The sequence below is a fragment of the Bradyrhizobium diazoefficiens USDA 110 genome, assembly GCF_000011365.1.
In the GTDB taxonomy this organism is placed as follows: Bacteria; Pseudomonadota; Alphaproteobacteria; order Rhizobiales; family Xanthobacteraceae; genus Bradyrhizobium; species Bradyrhizobium diazoefficiens.
Map to the genome: position 1 here is coordinate 3,790,224 of NC_004463.1, position 17,151 is coordinate 3,807,374.

At 65.4% G+C, this 17,151-nt stretch carries 14 protein-coding genes; 9 read left to right on the forward strand and 5 right to left on the reverse strand.

Going from position 1 to position 17,151, the window contains the following annotated elements:
- Window positions 1-92 precede the first annotated feature (92 nt).
- Genes BJA_RS16980 through BJA_RS16995 form a run of 4 tightly spaced genes read right to left on the reverse strand, consistent with a single transcriptional unit; the run spans window position 93 to window position 4,803 of the window.
- Window positions 93-806, reverse strand: a complete 714-nt coding sequence (locus BJA_RS16980) for an ABC transporter ATP-binding protein (RefSeq protein ID WP_011086207.1) — start codon at window positions 804-806, stop codon at window positions 93-95.
- Entirely contained in the window at window positions 803-2,572 is a 1,770-nt protein-coding gene (locus BJA_RS16985; RefSeq protein WP_011086208.1) for a branched-chain amino acid ABC transporter ATP-binding protein/permease, read from the reverse strand. The genes BJA_RS16980 and BJA_RS16985 overlap by 4 nt, the downstream gene beginning before the upstream one ends.
- On the reverse strand, window positions 2,569-3,612 hold the full coding sequence (locus tag BJA_RS16990; protein WP_011086209.1) for a branched-chain amino acid ABC transporter permease: 1,044 nt from the start codon (window positions 3,610-3,612) through the stop codon (window positions 2,569-2,571). The genes BJA_RS16985 and BJA_RS16990 overlap by 4 nt, the downstream gene beginning before the upstream one ends.
- A 42-nt stretch (window positions 3,613-3,654) precedes the next feature.
- On the reverse strand, window positions 3,655-4,803 hold the full coding sequence (locus tag BJA_RS16995; protein ID WP_011086210.1) for an ABC transporter substrate-binding protein: 1,149 nt from the start codon (window positions 4,801-4,803) through the stop codon (window positions 3,655-3,657).
- Window positions 4,804-5,434: 631 nt separating this feature from the next.
- On the opposite strand from BJA_RS16995, the gene BJA_RS17000 reads away from it, so the two are divergent.
- The 7 genes from BJA_RS17000 to BJA_RS17030 are packed head-to-tail and all read left to right on the forward strand — an operon-like array spanning window position 5,435 to window position 12,824.
- Window positions 5,435-6,226: an aspartate/glutamate racemase family protein gene (locus BJA_RS17000; RefSeq protein WP_038965978.1), complete on the forward strand. Its 792-nt coding sequence runs from the start codon at window positions 5,435-5,437 to the stop codon at window positions 6,224-6,226.
- Window positions 6,227-6,247: 21 nt separating this feature from the next.
- Window positions 6,248-6,676 (forward strand): organic hydroperoxide resistance protein, encoded by a 429-nt coding sequence (locus BJA_RS17005; protein ID WP_011086212.1) that lies wholly within the window; start codon window positions 6,248-6,250, stop codon window positions 6,674-6,676.
- A gap of 25 nt (window positions 6,677-6,701) precedes the next feature.
- Window positions 6,702-7,880 carry a thiolase family protein gene (locus BJA_RS17010; protein ID WP_011086213.1) on the forward strand — a complete coding sequence of 393 codons (1,179 nt, stop codon included), beginning with the start codon at window positions 6,702-6,704 and terminating at the stop codon, window positions 7,878-7,880.
- Window positions 7,877-9,118: an SDR family NAD(P)-dependent oxidoreductase gene (locus tag BJA_RS17015; RefSeq protein ID WP_011086214.1), complete on the forward strand. Its 1,242-nt coding sequence runs from the start codon at window positions 7,877-7,879 to the stop codon at window positions 9,116-9,118. The genes BJA_RS17010 and BJA_RS17015 overlap by 4 nt, the downstream gene beginning before the upstream one ends.
- Before the next feature lie 34 nt (window positions 9,119-9,152).
- Window positions 9,153-9,935, forward strand: a complete 783-nt coding sequence (locus tag BJA_RS17020; protein ID WP_038965976.1) for a cyclase family protein — start codon at window positions 9,153-9,155, stop codon at window positions 9,933-9,935.
- A gap of 57 nt (window positions 9,936-9,992) precedes the next feature.
- Window positions 9,993-11,150, forward strand: a complete 1,158-nt coding sequence (locus BJA_RS17025; protein ID WP_038965975.1) for an ABC transporter substrate-binding protein — start codon at window positions 9,993-9,995, stop codon at window positions 11,148-11,150.
- Between the two features lie 9 nt (window positions 11,151-11,159).
- Window positions 11,160-12,824, forward strand: a complete 1,665-nt coding sequence (locus tag BJA_RS17030) for an ATP-dependent acyl-CoA ligase (protein ID WP_011086217.1) — start codon at window positions 11,160-11,162, stop codon at window positions 12,822-12,824.
- A gap of 13 nt (window positions 12,825-12,837) precedes the next feature.
- Here the strand turns inward: BJA_RS17030 and BJA_RS17035 are convergent, their stop codons facing one another.
- Complete coding sequence (locus BJA_RS17035; protein WP_011086218.1) at window positions 12,838-13,344, reverse strand: MarR family winged helix-turn-helix transcriptional regulator; 507 nt, start codon at window positions 13,342-13,344, stop codon at window positions 12,838-12,840.
- Window positions 13,345-13,637: 293 nt separating this feature from the next.
- Between BJA_RS17035 and BJA_RS17040 the strand changes: the two genes are divergently transcribed.
- Both BJA_RS17040 and BJA_RS17045 read left to right on the forward strand, forming a co-directional pair.
- On the forward strand, window positions 13,638-15,956 hold the full coding sequence (locus BJA_RS17040) for a bifunctional salicylyl-CoA 5-hydroxylase/oxidoreductase (RefSeq protein ID WP_011086220.1): 2,319 nt from the start codon (window positions 13,638-13,640) through the stop codon (window positions 15,954-15,956).
- A gap of 16 nt (window positions 15,957-15,972) precedes the next feature.
- Window positions 15,973-17,151, forward strand: coding sequence for an acyl-CoA dehydrogenase family protein (locus BJA_RS17045; protein WP_011086221.1), 1,179 nt, complete (start codon window positions 15,973-15,975; stop codon window positions 17,149-17,151).

A 17,151-nucleotide genomic window follows, 5' to 3' on the forward strand; every position in this document is an offset into this window, starting at 1 on the left:
CCGGGCCATCAAGCCATTGATATCGCTGTCCCCGGCTACTGTGCATGGGGTTGTTTTTCGACTTTTTGTTGTGCGGCCTGCAAGAGCCGGCCCTAGTGTCCGCCGAGATAGGCCGTGATCAGCCGGGGGTCGTGGATGAGATCCTTGGCGGGGCCTGACTGCACCACCTCGCCGGTTTCGAGAACGTAGCCGTAGTCGGCCGTCTCCAGCGCGGCGCGCGCGTTCTGCTCGACCAGCAGGATCGACACGCCGAGGTCGCGCAGCGACGCGATGGTGCGGAAGATCTCGCGCACGATCAGCGGCGCAAGGCCGAGGCTGGGCTCGTCCAGCATGAGAAGCTTCGGCTTGGCCATCAGTGCACGGCCGAGCGCGAGCATCTGGCGCTCGCCGCCGGAGAGTGTGCCGGCGGCCTGGCGCTGCCGCTCCTTCAGCCGGGGGAAGCGATCATAGACTTCGTCCAGCGTCTTCTGGACGCCCGAGCGGTCGCGCAGGCTGTACGAGCCGAGGAGCAGATTGTCGGCGACCGACATGTCGGAGAACAGCTCGCGCTTTTCCGGGACGAGGCACAGCCGGCGCTCGACGCGGTCCTCGACGGACATCCTCCCGATATCGTTGCCCTGAAACACCAGGCGGCCGCGCGATGCGAGCAGCCCGATGGCGGCCATCAGCAGCGTGGTCTTGCCGGCGCCATTCGGGCCGATGACGGTGACGATCTGCCCTTCCTCGACCGACAGCGAGACGTTGCGGACCGCTTCGACATTGTCGTAGCAGACGGTCACGTCGGTCATCGAAAACATCTCGCTCACGCGACGCCTCCAAGATAGGCCTCTTGAACCCGCTCGTCGCTGCGGATCGCCGCTGGAGCGCCTTCGCAGAGCTTTGAGCCGAAATCGAGCACCACGATGCGGTCGACCAGCGACATCACGAACTCCATGTCGTGTTCGACGATCAGGATGGTCAGGTGGTCCGACCGCAGCGACCTGAGCAGCTCCGCAAGCCGCAGCTTCTCCTGGCGGCGAAGGCCGGCCGCCGGCTCGTCCAGCACCAGCAGCGCCGGGTCCGCGGCGAGCGCACGGGCGATCTCCAGGATGCGCTGATTGCCGAGCGGCAGATTGCCCGCGAGCTCGAACGGCTTTTCGCCGAGCCCGACGCGCTCGAGCTGCATCAGGGCCTCGTGCCGCGCGCTGGCCTCCTCGCGCTGGTTGAGGCGGAAGGCGCTGGCGAACAGGCCGGTGCTGGTGCGGGCGTAGGTGCCGAGCATCACGTTTTCGAGCAGGCTCATGCGCGGCCGCAGCTTCACATGCTGGAAGGTCCGCGCGATCCCGGCCTTGGCGATGCGGGATTGCGCGTCGCGCGTGATGGGGCGTCCCGCAAAGACGATCTCGCCCTTGTTGACCCGGAGCGCGCCGGTCAGGCAGTTGAACATCGTGCTCTTGCCGGCGCCGTTCGGGCCGATGACGGCGAGGATCTCGCCGGACCGCACCTCGAAGCTGACATTGTTGACGGCGACGAGGCCGCCGAACCGCCGCTCGGCGCCATCGACCTTCAGAAGCAGTTCGCCCGGGGTCGGCTGCGCGCGGCGGGGCAGGGGCGGCGCCGGCAGCGGCCGATCGCGCCGGACCTTCGGCAGAAAGCGCGCAACGAACGGCACGATGCCCTGCCGCGCCCATTGCAGGAACAGGATGAACAATGCGGAGAAGGCGACGATCTCGAGCTGACCGGAAGCGCCCTTGGCGATCAGCGGCAGATAGTCTTGCACGCTGTTCTTGAGCAGGGTGACGACGGCGGCACCGACGACGCCGCCGAGAAGGCTGCCGGCGCCGCCGACCATCGACATCATCAGATATTCGATGCCCATGCCGGCATCGAACGGGCCAGGGCTGATGAACCGGCTCATATGGGCGTAGAGCCACCCTGAGAGCGAGGCCAGGAAGGCCGCGATCACGAAGGTCACGAGCTTGATCTGGAAGGCGTTGATGCCGAGGCTCTCGACCAGCGTGTTGCCGCCGCGGAGCGCGCGCATGGCGCGGCCGAGCCGGGAGTCCAACAAATTATATCCGAGCAGCAGGACGGCGGCGACGATGCCCCAGATCAGGAAATAGATCTGCGCGCTCGAGACCAGCGCGATCGATCCGATGCTGATCGGCGGGATCGACGAGATGCCATTGAAGCGGCCGAGCCCCTCGACATTGCCGAACAGGAAGCCGATCGCGAGGCCCCATGCGACGGTCGAGAGCGAGAGGAAATGGCCCTGAAGCCGCAAGGTGACGACGCCGAGGATGGACGCCACCGAGCAGGTCAGCGCCACGCCGAACAGGAGGCCGAGCCACGGGGAGTACCCGTTCAGCGCGGAGACCCAGGCCGTTGCATAGGCCGCGACGCCGACGAACGCGGCCTGTCCGAACGACACGATGCCGCCGACACCGGTGAGCAGGGCAAGGCCGATGGCGACCAGCGAATAGATGCCGATGTAGTTCATCAGCGTGATGCTGAATGGACTGAGCACGAAGGGGGCTACCGCCAGACACACCAGCGCCGCCATTGCCGCAAGCTGAATTTGGAAGCGCGTCATTCCTCGATCTCCTCCTCGGAATGCAGCGAGGCGAGCGATCGCCAGATCAGGATCGGGATCAGAAGCGAGAACACGATGACGTCCTTCAGCGCGCTGCTCTCGAAGGATGCGAAGCTTTCGAGAATACCGACGCCGACGGCGCCGATCGCCGCGCCGGGATAGCTGGTCATGCCGCCGACGATGGCGCCGACGAAGGCCTTGAGGCCGATCAGGAAGCCGGAATCGTAGAACACGGTGTTGACCGGTGCGATCAGGATGCCCGATACGCCGGCCATCAGCGAGCCCAGCAGATAGGCGATCGTGCCGGCGCGGGCGGGCCGTATTCCCATCAGGCGGGAGCCGGTCCGGTTCACGGCGGTGGCACGCAGCGATTTTCCGACCAGCGTGAAGTCGAAGAAGAGAAAGAGCAGGCCACTGAAGACGAGGGCTGCGATCACGATCAGCATGGTCTGGCCCGAGACCAGCACGCCGGCGAACTCGGCCGACAACGACGTCAGCGGTTCGGTTCTGACGCCTTCAGGTCCGAAGAACAGCAGCCCCAGGCCCACCAGCGCGAAATGCAGCGCGACCGAGACCGTCAGGAGCAACAACACCGTTCCGTCCGCGATGGGGCGGAAGACGATCCGATCCAGCAGCGGAGCGATCGGCGTGATCAGCATCAAGGCAAGCACGAGCCTGACGGCGAGCGGAGGATCGGCGCGCATCGTCAGCCAGGCGAGGCCAACCACGGCCACCGGAAGCACGAGGTAGAACAAGAGCGCGCGCGGCAGCAGCCGGGTTTCGCCGGCGCGTACCAGCGAGATGATCTCGATCAGGGTCGCAAGGCAGGCCAGGATGACCACCAGCGCCCCCGTGCCCGGAAAGCGCTTCGCATCGAGGGCCGCCAGCGTCAGCGCGGTGAACGCGGCGATGTCGCCGAAGGGAATGAAGATGACCCTGGTCACCGTGAAGATGAGGACGGTCCCGATCGCCACCAGCGCATAGACTGCGCCGGTGGCGATCCCGTCGATCGCAAGAATGGCTGCGATGTCACTCGTCATTGAGACGTCGTTCCCCCGTTCTGACTGTCTGCCGCCTTCCGACTACGGCGCGTACTTCCAGGCACCGCCGGTCAGCCGCACTACGACGAGCGCGCGTTCGTCGACGCCGGTCACCGCACCGGGCTTGAAGTTGTAGACGGCATGCACGCCCGGCAGCTCCTTGGTGCTGAGGATCGCATCCCGCAACGCAGCGCGGAATTCCGCCGTTCCGGGCTTGGCGATCTTGAGCGCGCGCTCGGCGGCGTTGGCGAAGATCAGCCAGGCGTCGAAGGAGTAGGCGGAGAAGCCGTCCGTGGTCGGGATGTTATGGGTCTTCTGGTAGACGCTGCGGAAATCCAGCGCGATCTTCTTGGCAAAGTGCTCGTCGGGAAGCTGCTCGGCGACGATCACGGGACCCGCGGAGACCTGAATGCCGTCGGCCGCCTTGCCGCCGACGTTGACGAAGTCCGGATTGACCAGCGCGACGGTACCGTAGGTGTTTCCCTTGAAGCCGCGTTCCGCGAGGCTGAGCAGAGGCAGCGCGCCCTGGGTGCCCGAGCCGCCGTCCAGCACGGCGTCCGGCCGCGCCGCAAGCACCTTCAGGGTTTGCGCGGTGACCGAGGTGTCGGTGCGGGCATAGCGCTCGTTGGTCTGGACCTTGATGTCGCCGGCGGCTTCGGCGGCCTTGGCGCCGTTGTAGACGAGGTCGCCCCACGCGTCGGAGAAGCCGATATAGCCGATGTTCTTCATGCCGTCGCGCTTCATGCGGTCGGCGACGATCTTGACGAGGAGTGAAGCCGGCTGCGGCACCGACACCACCCACTGCTCCGGCGTATCAGGCAATTTGGCGATCGGCGAGACCGCGATCATCGGCACCTTCAGCTCGCTCGCCACGGCCGCCATGGCGATGGTCGAGGGGGCCGTCGCGGTGCCGATCAGGAGGTCGACTTTCTCTTCCTCCACCAGCTTGCGCGCATTGCGGGTCGCGGCCGACGGGTCGGAGCCGTCGTCGAGCTGGATCAGGCGAATGGTCTCGCCGTTGATGGTCTTCTTGTATTCATAGGCGGCGTTGATGCCCCGCCCATAGGGGATTCCGATCGACGAGCCGTTGCCGCTGAGCGAGGTGACGAAGCCGATCGTGATGTCGGCCCGCGCAGCCGGGGCTGCGAAGATTCCGGCGACAAGTGCAAGTAGGCTCAGAGTCTTGCGCATTTGCGTTCTCCTCCGTTGATGCTGGATAGGAATGCCTTGATGCCGCCACGCGGGGAGCCCGAACGACGAACGAACCGATTGAAAGCATTGCTGCAGCGCCAAATCCCGGGCGCGGCCGAAGAGAGTTTGCTCGGGCGGGCGTCAGCAGCCATGGCCCTGGTTGCCGTTCGAACAACGAGCCCATCGGCGAATGCGGGCGGGCCTTTTCTGAAGCAATGAAAGGTCGTTGGCCCTGCCGCGATGCGCGACCGGCGGTGCTGCTGCTGCCGGCTGTTCGAGCACGGCGACTGTCCACACGATCGAGTCTCTCAAAATCGGTGCCCTGCAACATCATTGTCATGGCCACCGGTCCCTGACCGGCGAGGAATTACTTAAAGCCTAAAGTATTATCGGTGGGGCCGTCAACACGTGTCACGGTGCTGTCAGAAAAAAATGTCGTTGCATACAATTTCGCCAGAGCGCGGCGCTTCTTTGCCATTCGATTGGACGAAAAGGCCGTGCCTGCCTTGCCGTGGCGGTGGCCGTCGCCAGCGTCGCGGCGTGCATTTGACGCGTGAATTAGTTTATGATTGAAATATATTCATCGGCAGCCGACGACCGATCCTCCGATCACCGCTTGAGGAGAAGGACGATGCGCATCTTCTGGCAGAGCTTCGTTGATGCGAGCGTGAACGCGCCCTACATGGCGCGGCTGTCGGAGTACCTCAACAACATCGCCGCATCCGGCACGACGGTTCATGTCGAGGGCATTTCGCCGCCGGACCGCGAGTTCGGACGGCTTGCGGAATTGCGCTGCGCCGTCCAGGCGATCGACAACGGCATCGCGGCCGAGGAGGGCGGGTTCGACGCCTTCGTCATGGGGCACTTCCAGGATCCGGGTCTCTACGAGCTGCGCTCGACGCTCGACATTCCCGTGATCGGGACCGGCGAGGCGACGTTGCTGGCGGCCTCGCAGCTCGGCCGGCGATTAGGCCTTGTGACGCTCGATCCTGTCTTCGAGGTCTGGCATTACGAGCAGGCCGAGCGCTACGGCCTCGGCGATCGCGTGGTCCACGTGACGGGCCTTGGCTGCAAGCCGGCGGATTTCGCCGATGCGTTCGCCGGAGATCAGGCCGCGCAAGCCCGCATGATCGAGGATTTTGTCGCCTGCGCACGTCCGCTGGTCGAGCGCGGCGCCGACGTCGTGATCCCCGCCGGTGTGCTGCCGGGCCTCCTGATCGGCAGGGAGCATGGCCTGAAGGTCGGCCACGCGCCCGTGGTCAACTGCGCGGCCGTGGCCCTGAAGAGTGCGGAGATGTGGGTGCAGCTCCGGAAGCTCAATGGCACCGAGCCCAGCCGCGGGCCGAGCTTCAAGCGGGCCAGCGCACAGGCGCGCGACGATTTTCGCGCACTTCTCGCCCGCAACAGCCGCCAGTCCCGGTGAACCAGCCTTGGAGAACCAGCCATGATGACTCCCGAAAAGATCCTGTACGAGACCGAGGTGACGGCGACCGGAGGTCGGGATGGCAAGGCCGCCAGCACTGACGATCGGCTGTCGGTCTTGCTGTCCGTGCCGAAATCGCTGGGCGGCCCCGGCGGCGAGGGCACCAATCCCGAGCAGCTCTTTGCGGCCGGCTATGCCGCGTGCTTTCTCGGTGCGGTCAAGCTGGTCGCGCGCACCCGCAAGGTCGCGCCATCCGCCGAGCCCTCGGTGACCGCGAAGGTTGCAATGGGGCCGCTCCCCGTCGGATATGCGCTCGCCGTTGAACTGAAAGTCAACCTGCCGGGTGTCGAGAAATCTGTGGCCGAAGAGGTCGTCGCCGGCGCGCACGAGCGTTGCCCCTATTCGAACGCAACCCGCGGCAATATTGCCGTGAAACTGACGGTGGTCTGAGGCGGATGAACGAGGCGGGCGCTCGGTGACCAATTCCTTACGCACACCGTACGGCGGCGTCGTGATTGCGGCTCCCGTCACGATTCCCTATGTGCGCTACTCCATCGAAAGCGCGCAGTGGTGGATCGGCCGTGCGCTCAGCGCGCTCGTCGCGCAGGCCGGCATCAAAGCCTCCGACGTCGACGGTCTGTGCGTCTCCAGCTTCACCATGGGGACTGACAGCGGGATCGGATTGACGCAGCATTTCGGGCTTTGCGTGCGATGGCTGGATACGATCCCGCTCGGCGGCGCCAGCGCCGTCGCAGGATTGCGAAAGGCGGCGCGTGCGGTTCAGGCTCATGACGCCGACATCGTGGCGTGCGTGGCGGGTGACACCAACCACGTCGATTCCTTCCGGCTGACGCTCGAGAATTTCTCGCGCTTCAACCAGGATGCCGTCTATCCCTATGGCGCGGGCGGCGCCAATGCGAGCTTCGCGCTGATCGCGCGCAACTATATGCGCACCTTCGGCGTCACGCGGGAGGATGTCGGCAGGATCGCGGTCGCCCAGCGCGCCAATGCGCTGCGCAACCCGCACGCGTTGATGAAGGCACCGTTGACGCTCGAACAGTATCTCGCGGCCCGACCGATCTCCGATCCCATCCATCTGTTCGACTGCGTGATGCCCTGCGCCGGCGCGGAAGCGTTCCTCGTAATGCGCGAAGATACTGCGGCATCGCTGGGGCTGCCTGCGGCGCGACTGCTGTCGACGATCGAGCGGCACAATGCCTTCGCCGACGATCCGATGCAGGTGCGTGGCGGCTGGGCGATGGACATCGGCGAACTCTATGCGATGGCCGGCGTGAAGCCTGATGATCTCGATGTCGTGCAGACCTATGACGACTATCCCGTCATCACGATGATGCAGTTCGAGGATCTCGGCTTCTGCAAGAAGGGGGAGGGGGCCGAGTTCGTGCGCCAGCACGATCTCACCATCGATGGCGACTTTCCGCACAACACCTCGGGCGGACAACTCTCGGCCGGGCAGGCCGGCGCGGCCGGCGCCTATCTCGGCCTCGTCGAAGGGCTGCGGCAGGTTCTGGGGACTGCAGGCTCCACCCAGGTCAGGAATGCGAACCTCGCCTTGGCCTCGGGGTTCGGTATGATCAATTACGACCGCGGTCTCGCCTCGGGCGCCGCGATCTTTGCAGGGCCGTCGCGATGATAGAGCCGATCAATCCGCCCCGGCGCAAGAACCCGCTGCTGCGGACGCGGCTGCCTGCTTCGCCACCGCGACCGCGCAGCAGGACGTCGCATGGGTTCACGCGGGCAGCCGCCGAAGGCCGCTTCATGCTGCAGCAGTGTGATGCCTGCGGTGCCTTCGCCTATCCCGCGCGGGAGGCTTGTCCGTCTTGCCTGTCGGCCAACCTCGCGTTCGCCGATGCGCCACGACGAGGCGTCCTTCTCGCGGAAACGACGGCACGCGTGCCGAGCGACGTCTATTTCCGCGAACGGGCGCCCTGGCGCATCGGCCTCGTCAAGATGGACTGCGGTCCGACGATCGTCGCACATCTCCATGCCGACGCCGCGGAGGGCGCGCCCGTCCGCATGTCGTTTCAACTCGACAAGAGCGGCCAGGCGGTGGCTTTTGCCCATCCCGAGGGGGAGACTCCCAACATGGCAGACGACAAGCAGTGGCGGGAAATGACGGCCGATCCGAAATTCCGGCGCGTGCTCGTGACCAACGGCCGCAGCGTGATCGGCCAGGAAGCCGTCGCCGCATTGAAGGCGGCAGGCGCCAAGACGGTCTTCGTCGGTGTTGCCCAACCATGGCGGCCTTTCGCCGGCGAGAATCTGCTGCGCGGTCAGGACGGGATCGAAATCGTGACCCTTGATGCAGCCGACGAGAAATCCGCAGCTGATCTCGCCGCCGACATCGGCGGCAAGGTCGATATCCTCGTCAACACGACGGAATATGTGCGGCCGGGCGGCCTGCTCGACCGCAGGGGCACGAGCATCGCGCGGGACGAGATCGACCAGGCCTATCTCGGCTTCATCAACCTCGCGCAGGCCTTTGGCCCCGGCATGCGGATGCGGGGAGCCGATGGCATCAATAACAGCGCCGCGTGGGTCAACATTCTCTCGGTCTATGCGCTGGCGAACTGGCCTGCCTTTGGCGCCTACTCGGCCTCGCAAGCGGCGTGCCTGTCGCTCTCGCACTGCCTTCGTGCCGAGCTCAGGCCCGGCGGCGTCAAGGTGATGAATCTGTTCACCGGGCCTGTCGACACCGAATGGTTCCAGACCGTGCCGCCGCCGAAGGTCGCGCCGCGCGCCATCGCGCAGGCGATCGTATCGGGGCTGAGAGGCGGGCTCGAGGAGATGTATGTCGGAGATGTCGCCGAAGAGATACGGCAACGTCTCGCGGCCAATCCGAAAGCGCTCGAGCGCGAGCTCGACAGGTGACATCGAGATTTCAACCAAGCCGGAGGACGTGACGATGCAAAGCAACAATCTCCTGGAGCTGGCGGGTGCGATTTCTTCCGGCGCGGTGCGCGTCGTCGATCTGACTTTCACGCTCAGTCCGGACTTTCCGGTCATCGTGCTGCCGCCGGAGTTCGGCCAGGCGGCGCCGGTCCGTATCCAGGAAATCTCGCGATACGACGGTCGCGGCCCGGCCTGGTATTGGAACAATGTCACGTTCGGCGAGCACACCGGCACGCATTTCGATGCGCCGATTCACTGGTTCACCGGCAAGAACCTGCCGAACAATGCCGTCGACACGATGCCGGCCAAGGACATGATCGCGCCGGCCTGCGTCATCGACTGCTCCGCGCAGGCGGCGCAGGATCCCGATTTCCTGCTGACCGTCCCGCTCGTGGAAGCCTGGGAAGCCAAGCACGGCCGGATCCCCGAGCGGAACTGGGTGCTGCTCAGGACCGACTGGTCGAAGAAGGGCTGGCGCGACTACTCCAATCTCAGGGATGACGGCGCGCACACGCCGGGCCCGAACCCTGATGTCATGAAGTGGCTGGTGGAGGAGCGCGGCGTCATCGGATTTGGCACCGAGACCATCGGCACGGATGCAGGGCAGGCCGGCCATTTCGAGCCGCCTTATCCGGCGCATCACTTCCTGCACGGCGCGGGTCGCTACGGCCTGCAATGCCTGTGCAACCTGGATCAGCTTCCCGCCACCGGGGCTGTCATCGTCGCCTCGCCGCTGAAGATCCAGAATGGCTCCGGCAGTCCGCTTCGCGTCATCGCGCTGGTTTCGTCAACCTGAACTGAATCCATGGCGCTTGCCAATCGGAACAAGACATTCTCACGAAGGACAGGTGCCATGAACTTGATCAAGAGTCTGCTGGCCTCCACTGCGTTGCTTCTTGCCGTCCCGCACATTGCGCAAGCCGATATTCTCGTCGGCTTCGTCACCGGTCTCAGTGGGCCGGTGTCGTCGATTGGGATTCCGAACGCGAAGGGGATCGCGGCGGGCCAGGCCTATATCGGCGAGATCGGCGGCGAGAAGATTCGGGTCATCCAGCTCGATGACGGCTCCGATCCGACGTCGTCGGCGCGCAATGCCCGCAAACTCGTCGAGCAGGAAAAAGTCGATGTCCTCATTGGCACGTCCGGTGCGCCCCAGACGCTCGCAATGGCGACTGCGGCTATCGAGATGAAGATTCCGATGATCGCGGTGTCCCCGATCGCGCCGGTGCCGCCGGGCGAGGGCGGTCCCTGGGTCGTGCAGACGCCGCAACCGACGCCGCTGCTGTTGCAGGGCATCGTCGACAACATGAAGGCGAAGGGATTGAGGAGCGTCGCCTTCATCGGCTTCTCCGACGCGTTAGGTGACCTCTTCTACGATTCCCTGGTGCAGGCCGCCAAGTCGGCGGACATCAAGGTGATCGCCAATGAGCGCTACGCGCGTTCGGACTCTTCGGTCACGGCCCAGGTGCTGCGCGCGATCGCCGCGCGTCCCGATGCGATCATGCTGGGTGGAACGGGAACGCCCGGTGCGCTGCCGGTCATCGCGCTGTCCGAGCGCGGCTACAAGGGGCCGCTCTACGGCAATCACGGCATGATCAGTGCCGATTTCCTCCGTCTTGCCGGCAAGGCCGCCAACGGCATCATCTGTCCGACCGGACCGGTGACCGCGGCGGAGCAGCTTCCTGCCAGCAATCCGATTCAGAAGGTTGCGCTGGATTTCCGTGCGGCCTTCGAGAAGGCCAACGGCGAGGCGCCGACGGATTCATTCTCGTCCTATTCCTTCGACGGCTGGCTGGTGTTCGCCGATGCCGCCAAGCGTGCGATGGCAACCGGCGCCAAGCCCGGCTCGCCGGAATTTCGGACCGCGCTTCGTCAGGCGCTGTTCACGACCAAGGAGGTCGTGGGGACGCAGGGCGTCTACACCTACACGCCGGCTGATCGGCATGGCGTCGACGATCGCTCGCGCATCCTGGTCCAGATCGAGGACGGCAAATACAAGCTGTTGCCCTGAGGCGGACGCATGATCGTGGCGGAAAACGAGGGGCCGGCGAACGCCGGCGCAGCGGCCGGACGGGAGAACGCGACGCCGGCCTGGGCGCGCGCGGTGACGTCGTTTCCACCGTCGGAGCGGATCCTTTCCACCATCCTCACGCGGCAGGCGGAACGCTATGGCGATCGCGTCCTGCTGGTCGCGGGCGAGACGCGCTGGACCTTTGCGCAGACCGCGGCGATCGCGGCCGCGGCGGCCCAGGCGCTCGTCGATGCGGGGATCAAGCCGGGCGATCGGGTCGCGCTGATGTGTTCGAACCGTCCGGAGTTTTTACAGGTCTACCTCGGCTGTGCGTGGCTCGGGGCCATCGCGGTCCCGATCAATACAGCGCTCCGCGGCTTCCAGCTCTCCCACATCTTCCGCAACTCGCGTCCCGCGCTCCTTGTCGTCGAGGCTCAGTTCGTTGCCGCGATCGAGAGTGTCGAGGCAGGTGTCGAGCTGCCGCCTCGGACCTGGATCGTCGGAGCTGCCGGCGGGGCGGTCGATGCCGGGCTTTCCGCGTTGCCATTGCCGGCTCTCGGAGCCGCGGCCCCGGCGGGCGCCGTGCGCCCCGGCGACACCGTTGCGATCCTCTACACATCCGGCACCACGGGGCCCGCAAAGGGCGTGTGTTGTCCGCAGGCGCAACTGTTCTGGTGGGGCATCTATTCGGCGCGGGCGCTCGGCATCCGCGAGGGCGATGTGCTGTTCACGACGCTGCCGCTGTTCCACACCAACGCGCTGAATGCGTTCTATCAGGCGCTCCTGAACGGATGCACCTATGTGCTGGAGCCGAAGTTCTCCGCCTCCGGCTTCTGGGCCGCCGCGCAACGGCACAATTCGACGGTCGGCTATCTGCTCGGTGCGATGGCATCGATGCTTCTGGCGCAGCCGAAGAATGCGAACGATTCGGCGCATCGTCTTCGCGTTGCGCTTGGCGGCGGTGTGCCGCCGCAAATCCACGCGCCGTTCCTCGAGCGATTTGGCGTGCCGCTGGTCGACGGCTATGGCTCGACCGAGACCAATTTCGTGTTCGCCGGCACGATCCCGTCCGATCGTCCGGGAACGATGGGCTATCTGGCCGACGGCATCGAAGCGCGGATCGTCGACGAGAATGATTCAGCGCTTCCCGATGGACAGGCCGGGGAGCTCGTGCTTCGCGCAAGCGAACCCTTTGCTTTCGCCACCGGCTATTTCGGCATGCCGGAGAAGACGATCGAGGCCTGGCGCAATCTGTGGTTCCACTCGGGTGATCGGGTCGTTCGCGATGCCGACGGACATTATCGCTTCATTGACCGCATGAAGGATTCGATCCGCAGGCGTGGCGAGAACGTATCTTCGTGGGAGGTCGAGCAGACCATCCAGTCCCATCCCGCGGTCGCCGCTTGCGCGATCTACCCGCTGCCGTCGGAATTGGGAGAGGACGAGGTTGCGGTTGCGGTCCTGCTGGAACCGGGCCAGTCGCTGGAGCCCGTCGACGTCGTCAAGCATTGCGAAGGGCAGATCGCCTATTTCGCCATCCCGCGCTATGTGCGCATTCTGAGCCAGATGCCGTTGACGGAGAACGGCAAGATCAAGAAGGGCGTGCTGTGCGAAGCGGGCGTCACCGCGGACACATGGGATCGCGAGGCAGCCGGAGTAAGGTTGCGACGCTGACCGTCGCGTCCGCTCAGGGTTTTTGCAGCGCGTCCCTGACGGCGCCCTTGAGGTCGTCGAGCTCGCCGATCAATCCGTCGAACCGGTCCGCCGGGAAATCCGCCAGCAGCTCGGCGAGCCATGCGCCGTGGCTCTTGGCCATTCGCCTGAAGGTCTTGCGGCCTTCGACCGTCATACAGACGATCTGCACGCGGCGGTCGAGGTTCGACGCTGTGCGGGTGATGTATCCATCCGCGACGAGGCGGTCCACGATCGGCGTGAGGTTCCCGGCCGAGACCATCAGGCGCTTGGGCAGCTCTCCCAGCACGAGACCGCTCGGCTCGCGGTCGAGCTGGGCGAGAACATCGAAGCGGGGCATGGTAAAATCGAACTCTTCACGGAACCGGCGCCGCAGCTCCCCCTCGATCAAGGTCGTGCAGGCGAGCAGCCGGAGCCAAACTCGCGTTTGAGCCCTGTACTCGGCCTCCTGATCCGCCCCATTCCTGGCTGAAACAGGCGTGGACTCCTTCGCGAGCGCCAATCGAATCTCCCGGGCTTGGTGGCCTGATGAAAGCTGGTGCAGCTCTCGTGGATGCCCGCAAGATAGTTCGTGCCAAAAGTAAATTCAAGGCTGAGCCTGGGTGCCTCGGATTCGGCTCTGCCGTGTGTCCACCTTGCATTGTATCTCAAGATCGGCGCTGTGGCGCCGGGCGCGTCGCCCAGGCTCCTTGCAGAACCCACCTTGACAAGGCCCATGCCGACAAAATACTTTATGCTTAAAATAATTCGAGCGAGAGCTCAGGCACACGGCGCGGCGCGCGAAAGCGAGGGATCATGCGCATAGTCTGTATCGGCGGCGGCCCGGCGGGTCTCTATCTGGGCCTGCTGATGAAGCGCCGGCATCCGGATCACGTCATCACCGTCGTCGAGCGCAACAAGCCCTACGATACGTTCGGCTGGGGGGTCGTGTTCTCCGATGCCATGATGTCGGCGATGCGCCTTGCCGACCCCGAGAGCGCGACCGAGATCGAGGACGCTTTCAATCACTGGGACGATATCGAGCTCGTCTTCAAGGGCACGCGCCAGCGCACGACCGGCCATGGCTTCATCGGCATCGGGCGCAAGCATCTGCTCAATATTCTTCAGAGGCGCTGCGAGGCGCTGGGTGTCGAGCTCGTCTTCGAGCGCGACGTCGAGTCCGATCTCGAATTTCCCGAGGCCGACCTGATCGTCGCCTGCGACGGCGTCAATTCCAGAATCCGCGCGCGCTATGCCGAGCAATTCCAGCCCGACATGGTGATCCGGCCGAACCGCTACATCTGGCTCGGCACCAAGAAGGCGTTCGACGCCTTCACGTTCGATTTTCAGAGGACCGAGCACGGCTGGTTCCAGGCGCACATCTACAAGTTTGACGCGGAGACCTCGACCTTCATCGTCGAGACCACGGAAGAAGCCTACAATGCCCACGGGCTTGGCGAGCTCGATCAGCAGGCCTCGATCGATTTCTGCGAAAAGATCTTCGCCGAGACGCTCGATGGCGCGAAGCTCCTGACCAACGCCCGCCATCTGCGCGGCTCGGCCTGGCTCAATTTCAGCCGCCTGATCTGCGGCAAATGGAGCGTGTTCAACGGCAAGTCTCATGTCGTGCTGATGGGAGACGCCGCGCACACCGCGCATTTCGCGATCGGGTCGGGCACCAAGCTCGCGCTCGACGACGCCATCGAGCTCGCCAATCAGTTCGATCGCCACGGTCACGGCCGCGCCGGCATCGAAACCGTGCTGGAAGCGTATGAGGAGGTGCGCCGCGTCGACGTGGCGCGCATCCAGAACGCGGCGCGCAACGCCATGGAGTGGTTTGAGGTGGTCGGCCGGCGCTATGCCGATACGCTCGAGCCGCCGCAATTCTTCTATTCGATGCTGACGCGCTCCCAGCGCATCAGCCACGAAAACCTTCGTTTGCGCGACCGCACCTGGCTGGAAGGTTTTGAGCGCTGGTTCGCCGCGCGCTCGGGCATCGCTGTCAAGGACGGCGAGCGGGTGCTGCCGCCGATGCTGACGCCGCACCGCGTGCGCGGCCTTTCGCTCGCGAACCGCATCATGGTGTCGCCAATGGCGATGTATTCGGCTGAGGACGGTCTCATCAACGACTTCCACATCGCCCATCTCGGCGCGCGCGCCATGGGTGGCGCTGCGCTGATCTTTGCCGAGATGACCTGCGTTTCGCCGGATGCGCGGATCACGCCGGGTTGCCTCGGGCTCTGGAACGATGCGCAAGAGGCGCAGTGGCGCCGACTGGTTGGCCTGATCCACAGCCTGGGACACGCCAAGGTCGGAATCCAGCTCGGCCATGCCGGGCGCAAGGGCGCGACTAGAGTGCCATGGGAAGGGATCGATCAACCCCTTGAATCCGGTGAATGGCCTCTGATCTCCGCGTCGGCCTTGCCGTATCTGCCCCACAGCCAGTTGCCGCGCGCCATGGACCGCAGCGACATGGACCGCGTGCGCGACGATTTCGTCGCGGCAACACATCGTGCGGCGTCGGCCGGCGTCGAGTGGCTCGAGCTCCATTGCGCCCACGGCTATCTGCTGTCGAGCTTCCTGTCGCCGCTGACCAACCGGCGCACGGACGAATACGGTGGCAGCCACGAGAACCGTGCGCGCTTTCCGCTCGAGGTGTTCAAGGCGATGCGCGCGGCGTGGCCGTCCGATCGGCCGATGTCGGTGCGCCTGTCCTGCCATGACTGGACCGAAGGCGGCAACACTCCGGCCGATGCGGCGATCTTCGCCGCGATGTTCAAGGAGGCGGGTGCGGACGTGATCGATTGTTCGTCGGGGCAGGTCTGGAAGGAAGAGCGGCCGATCTATGGACGCCTGTTCCAGACGCCGTTCGCCGACCTGATCCGCAACGAAGTCGGCATCGAGACCATTGCAGTCGGCGCGATCTCCGAGGCCGATCACGCCAACTCGATCCTCGCGGCCGGCCGCGCCGACCTCTGCGCCATTGCGCGGCCGCATCTGGCCGACCCGGCCTGGACGTTGCACGAAGCCGCGCGCATCGGCATCACGTCGGTCAATTGGCCGAAGCAGTATCTGTCCGCCAAGGGGCAATACGAAAGCAATCTGGCGCGCGCCGCGGCAGCTAGCGCGCAGTGAGCGGAGGAGGGATCAGATGAGCGCCGTGGCAAAGGTCATCAAGCGCGACTGGCTGGACTGGCCGTTTTTCGAACCGCGCCATCACACGATCGGCGAGCGGCTCGACCGCTTCGTGCAGTCGGGGGCGCTCGAGACAATCGATCATCGCGATGTCGATGGCGCCTGCCGCAAGCTCGTGCGCGCGATGGGCGAGGCGGGCCTGCTCGATTGCGCGGTCGCGGCGCCCGACGGCGATGCGACGACGATCGATTCCCGCTCGATCTGCCTGTCGCGCGAGTCGCTCGCCTATGCCGACGGCCTTGCCGATTTCGCCTTCGCCATGCAGGGGCTCGGCTCCGGTGCGATCGCGCTCGGCGGTTCGGCCGAGCTGCGCAAGGCCGTGCTGCCGAAGGTTCGCTCCGGCGAATGGCTTGCGGCCTTCGCGCTGTCCGAGAAGGAGGCGGGATCGGATGTCGCGGCGATGTCCTGCGCGGCGCGCGCCGACGGCGACGACTACGTCATCGACGGCGAGAAGACCTGGATCTCCAACGGCGGCATTGCCGACGTCTACACGCTGTTCGCCCGAACGGGCGAGGCGCCGGGCGCCCGCGGCATCTCGGCTTTCGTCGTCTTTCCCGATGATCCTGGTTTCGGTATCGCCGACCGCATCGACGTCATCGCGCCGCATCCGCTGGCGACGTTGCGCTTTGCCAATTGCCGGATCCCGGCGAGCCGTCGCCTCGGCGCGCCGGGCGGCGGGTTCAAGCTGGCGATGCAGACGCTGGACATTTTTCGCGCGTCGGTCGCGGCCGCGGCCCTCGGCTTCGCCCGGCGGGCGCTCGACGAGGCGCTGTCGCACGCGCGCAGCCGACGCATGTTCGGCGCGACGCTGGGAGATCTCCAATTGACCCAGGCCGCGCTCGGCGACATGGCAACCGACACCGACGCTGCCGCGCTCCTGACCTATCGCGCAGCCTGGCGCCGCGATGCCCAGAAGCTTCCGACGACGCGCGAAGCGGCCATGGCGAAGCTGACGGCGACCGAGACCGCACAGCGCGTCATCGACCGCGCGGTCCAGATGTTCGGCGGACGCGGCGTGCGCAAGGGTGAGGTGGTCGAAAGCCTCTACCGCGAAATCCGGGCGTTGCGCATCTACGAGGGCGCGACCGAGGTTCAGAAACTGATTGTGGCGCGCGATTTACTGAAATCGCGCTGA

What these genes read in the sequence shown, in the direction of transcription:
- BJA_RS16985 (WP_011086208.1), bottom strand. Translation starts at nt 2,572, where the DNA reads ATGACGCGCTTCCAAATTCAGCTTGCGGCAATGGCGGCGCTGGTGTGT.
- BJA_RS16990 (WP_011086209.1), bottom strand. Translation starts at nt 3,612, where the DNA reads ATGACGAGTGACATCGCAGCCATTCTTGCGATCGACGGGATCGCCACC.
- BJA_RS16995 (WP_011086210.1), bottom strand. Translation starts at nt 4,803, where the DNA reads ATGCGCAAGACTCTGAGCCTACTTGCACTTGTCGCCGGAATCTTCGCA.
- BJA_RS17000 (WP_038965978.1), top strand. Translation starts at nt 5,435, where the DNA reads ATGCGCATCTTCTGGCAGAGCTTCGTTGATGCGAGCGTGAACGCGCCC.
- BJA_RS17005 (WP_011086212.1), top strand. Translation starts at nt 6,248, where the DNA reads ATGATGACTCCCGAAAAGATCCTGTACGAGACCGAGGTGACGGCGACC.
- BJA_RS17015 (WP_011086214.1), top strand. Translation starts at nt 7,877, where the DNA reads ATGATAGAGCCGATCAATCCGCCCCGGCGCAAGAACCCGCTGCTGCGG.
- BJA_RS17020 (WP_038965976.1), top strand. Translation starts at nt 9,153, where the DNA reads ATGCAAAGCAACAATCTCCTGGAGCTGGCGGGTGCGATTTCTTCCGGC.
- BJA_RS17025 (WP_038965975.1), top strand. Translation starts at nt 9,993, where the DNA reads ATGAACTTGATCAAGAGTCTGCTGGCCTCCACTGCGTTGCTTCTTGCC.
- BJA_RS17030 (WP_011086217.1), top strand. Translation starts at nt 11,160, where the DNA reads ATGATCGTGGCGGAAAACGAGGGGCCGGCGAACGCCGGCGCAGCGGCC.
- BJA_RS17040 (WP_011086220.1), top strand. Translation starts at nt 13,638, where the DNA reads ATGCGCATAGTCTGTATCGGCGGCGGCCCGGCGGGTCTCTATCTGGGC.
- BJA_RS17045 (WP_011086221.1), top strand. Translation starts at nt 15,973, where the DNA reads ATGAGCGCCGTGGCAAAGGTCATCAAGCGCGACTGGCTGGACTGGCCG.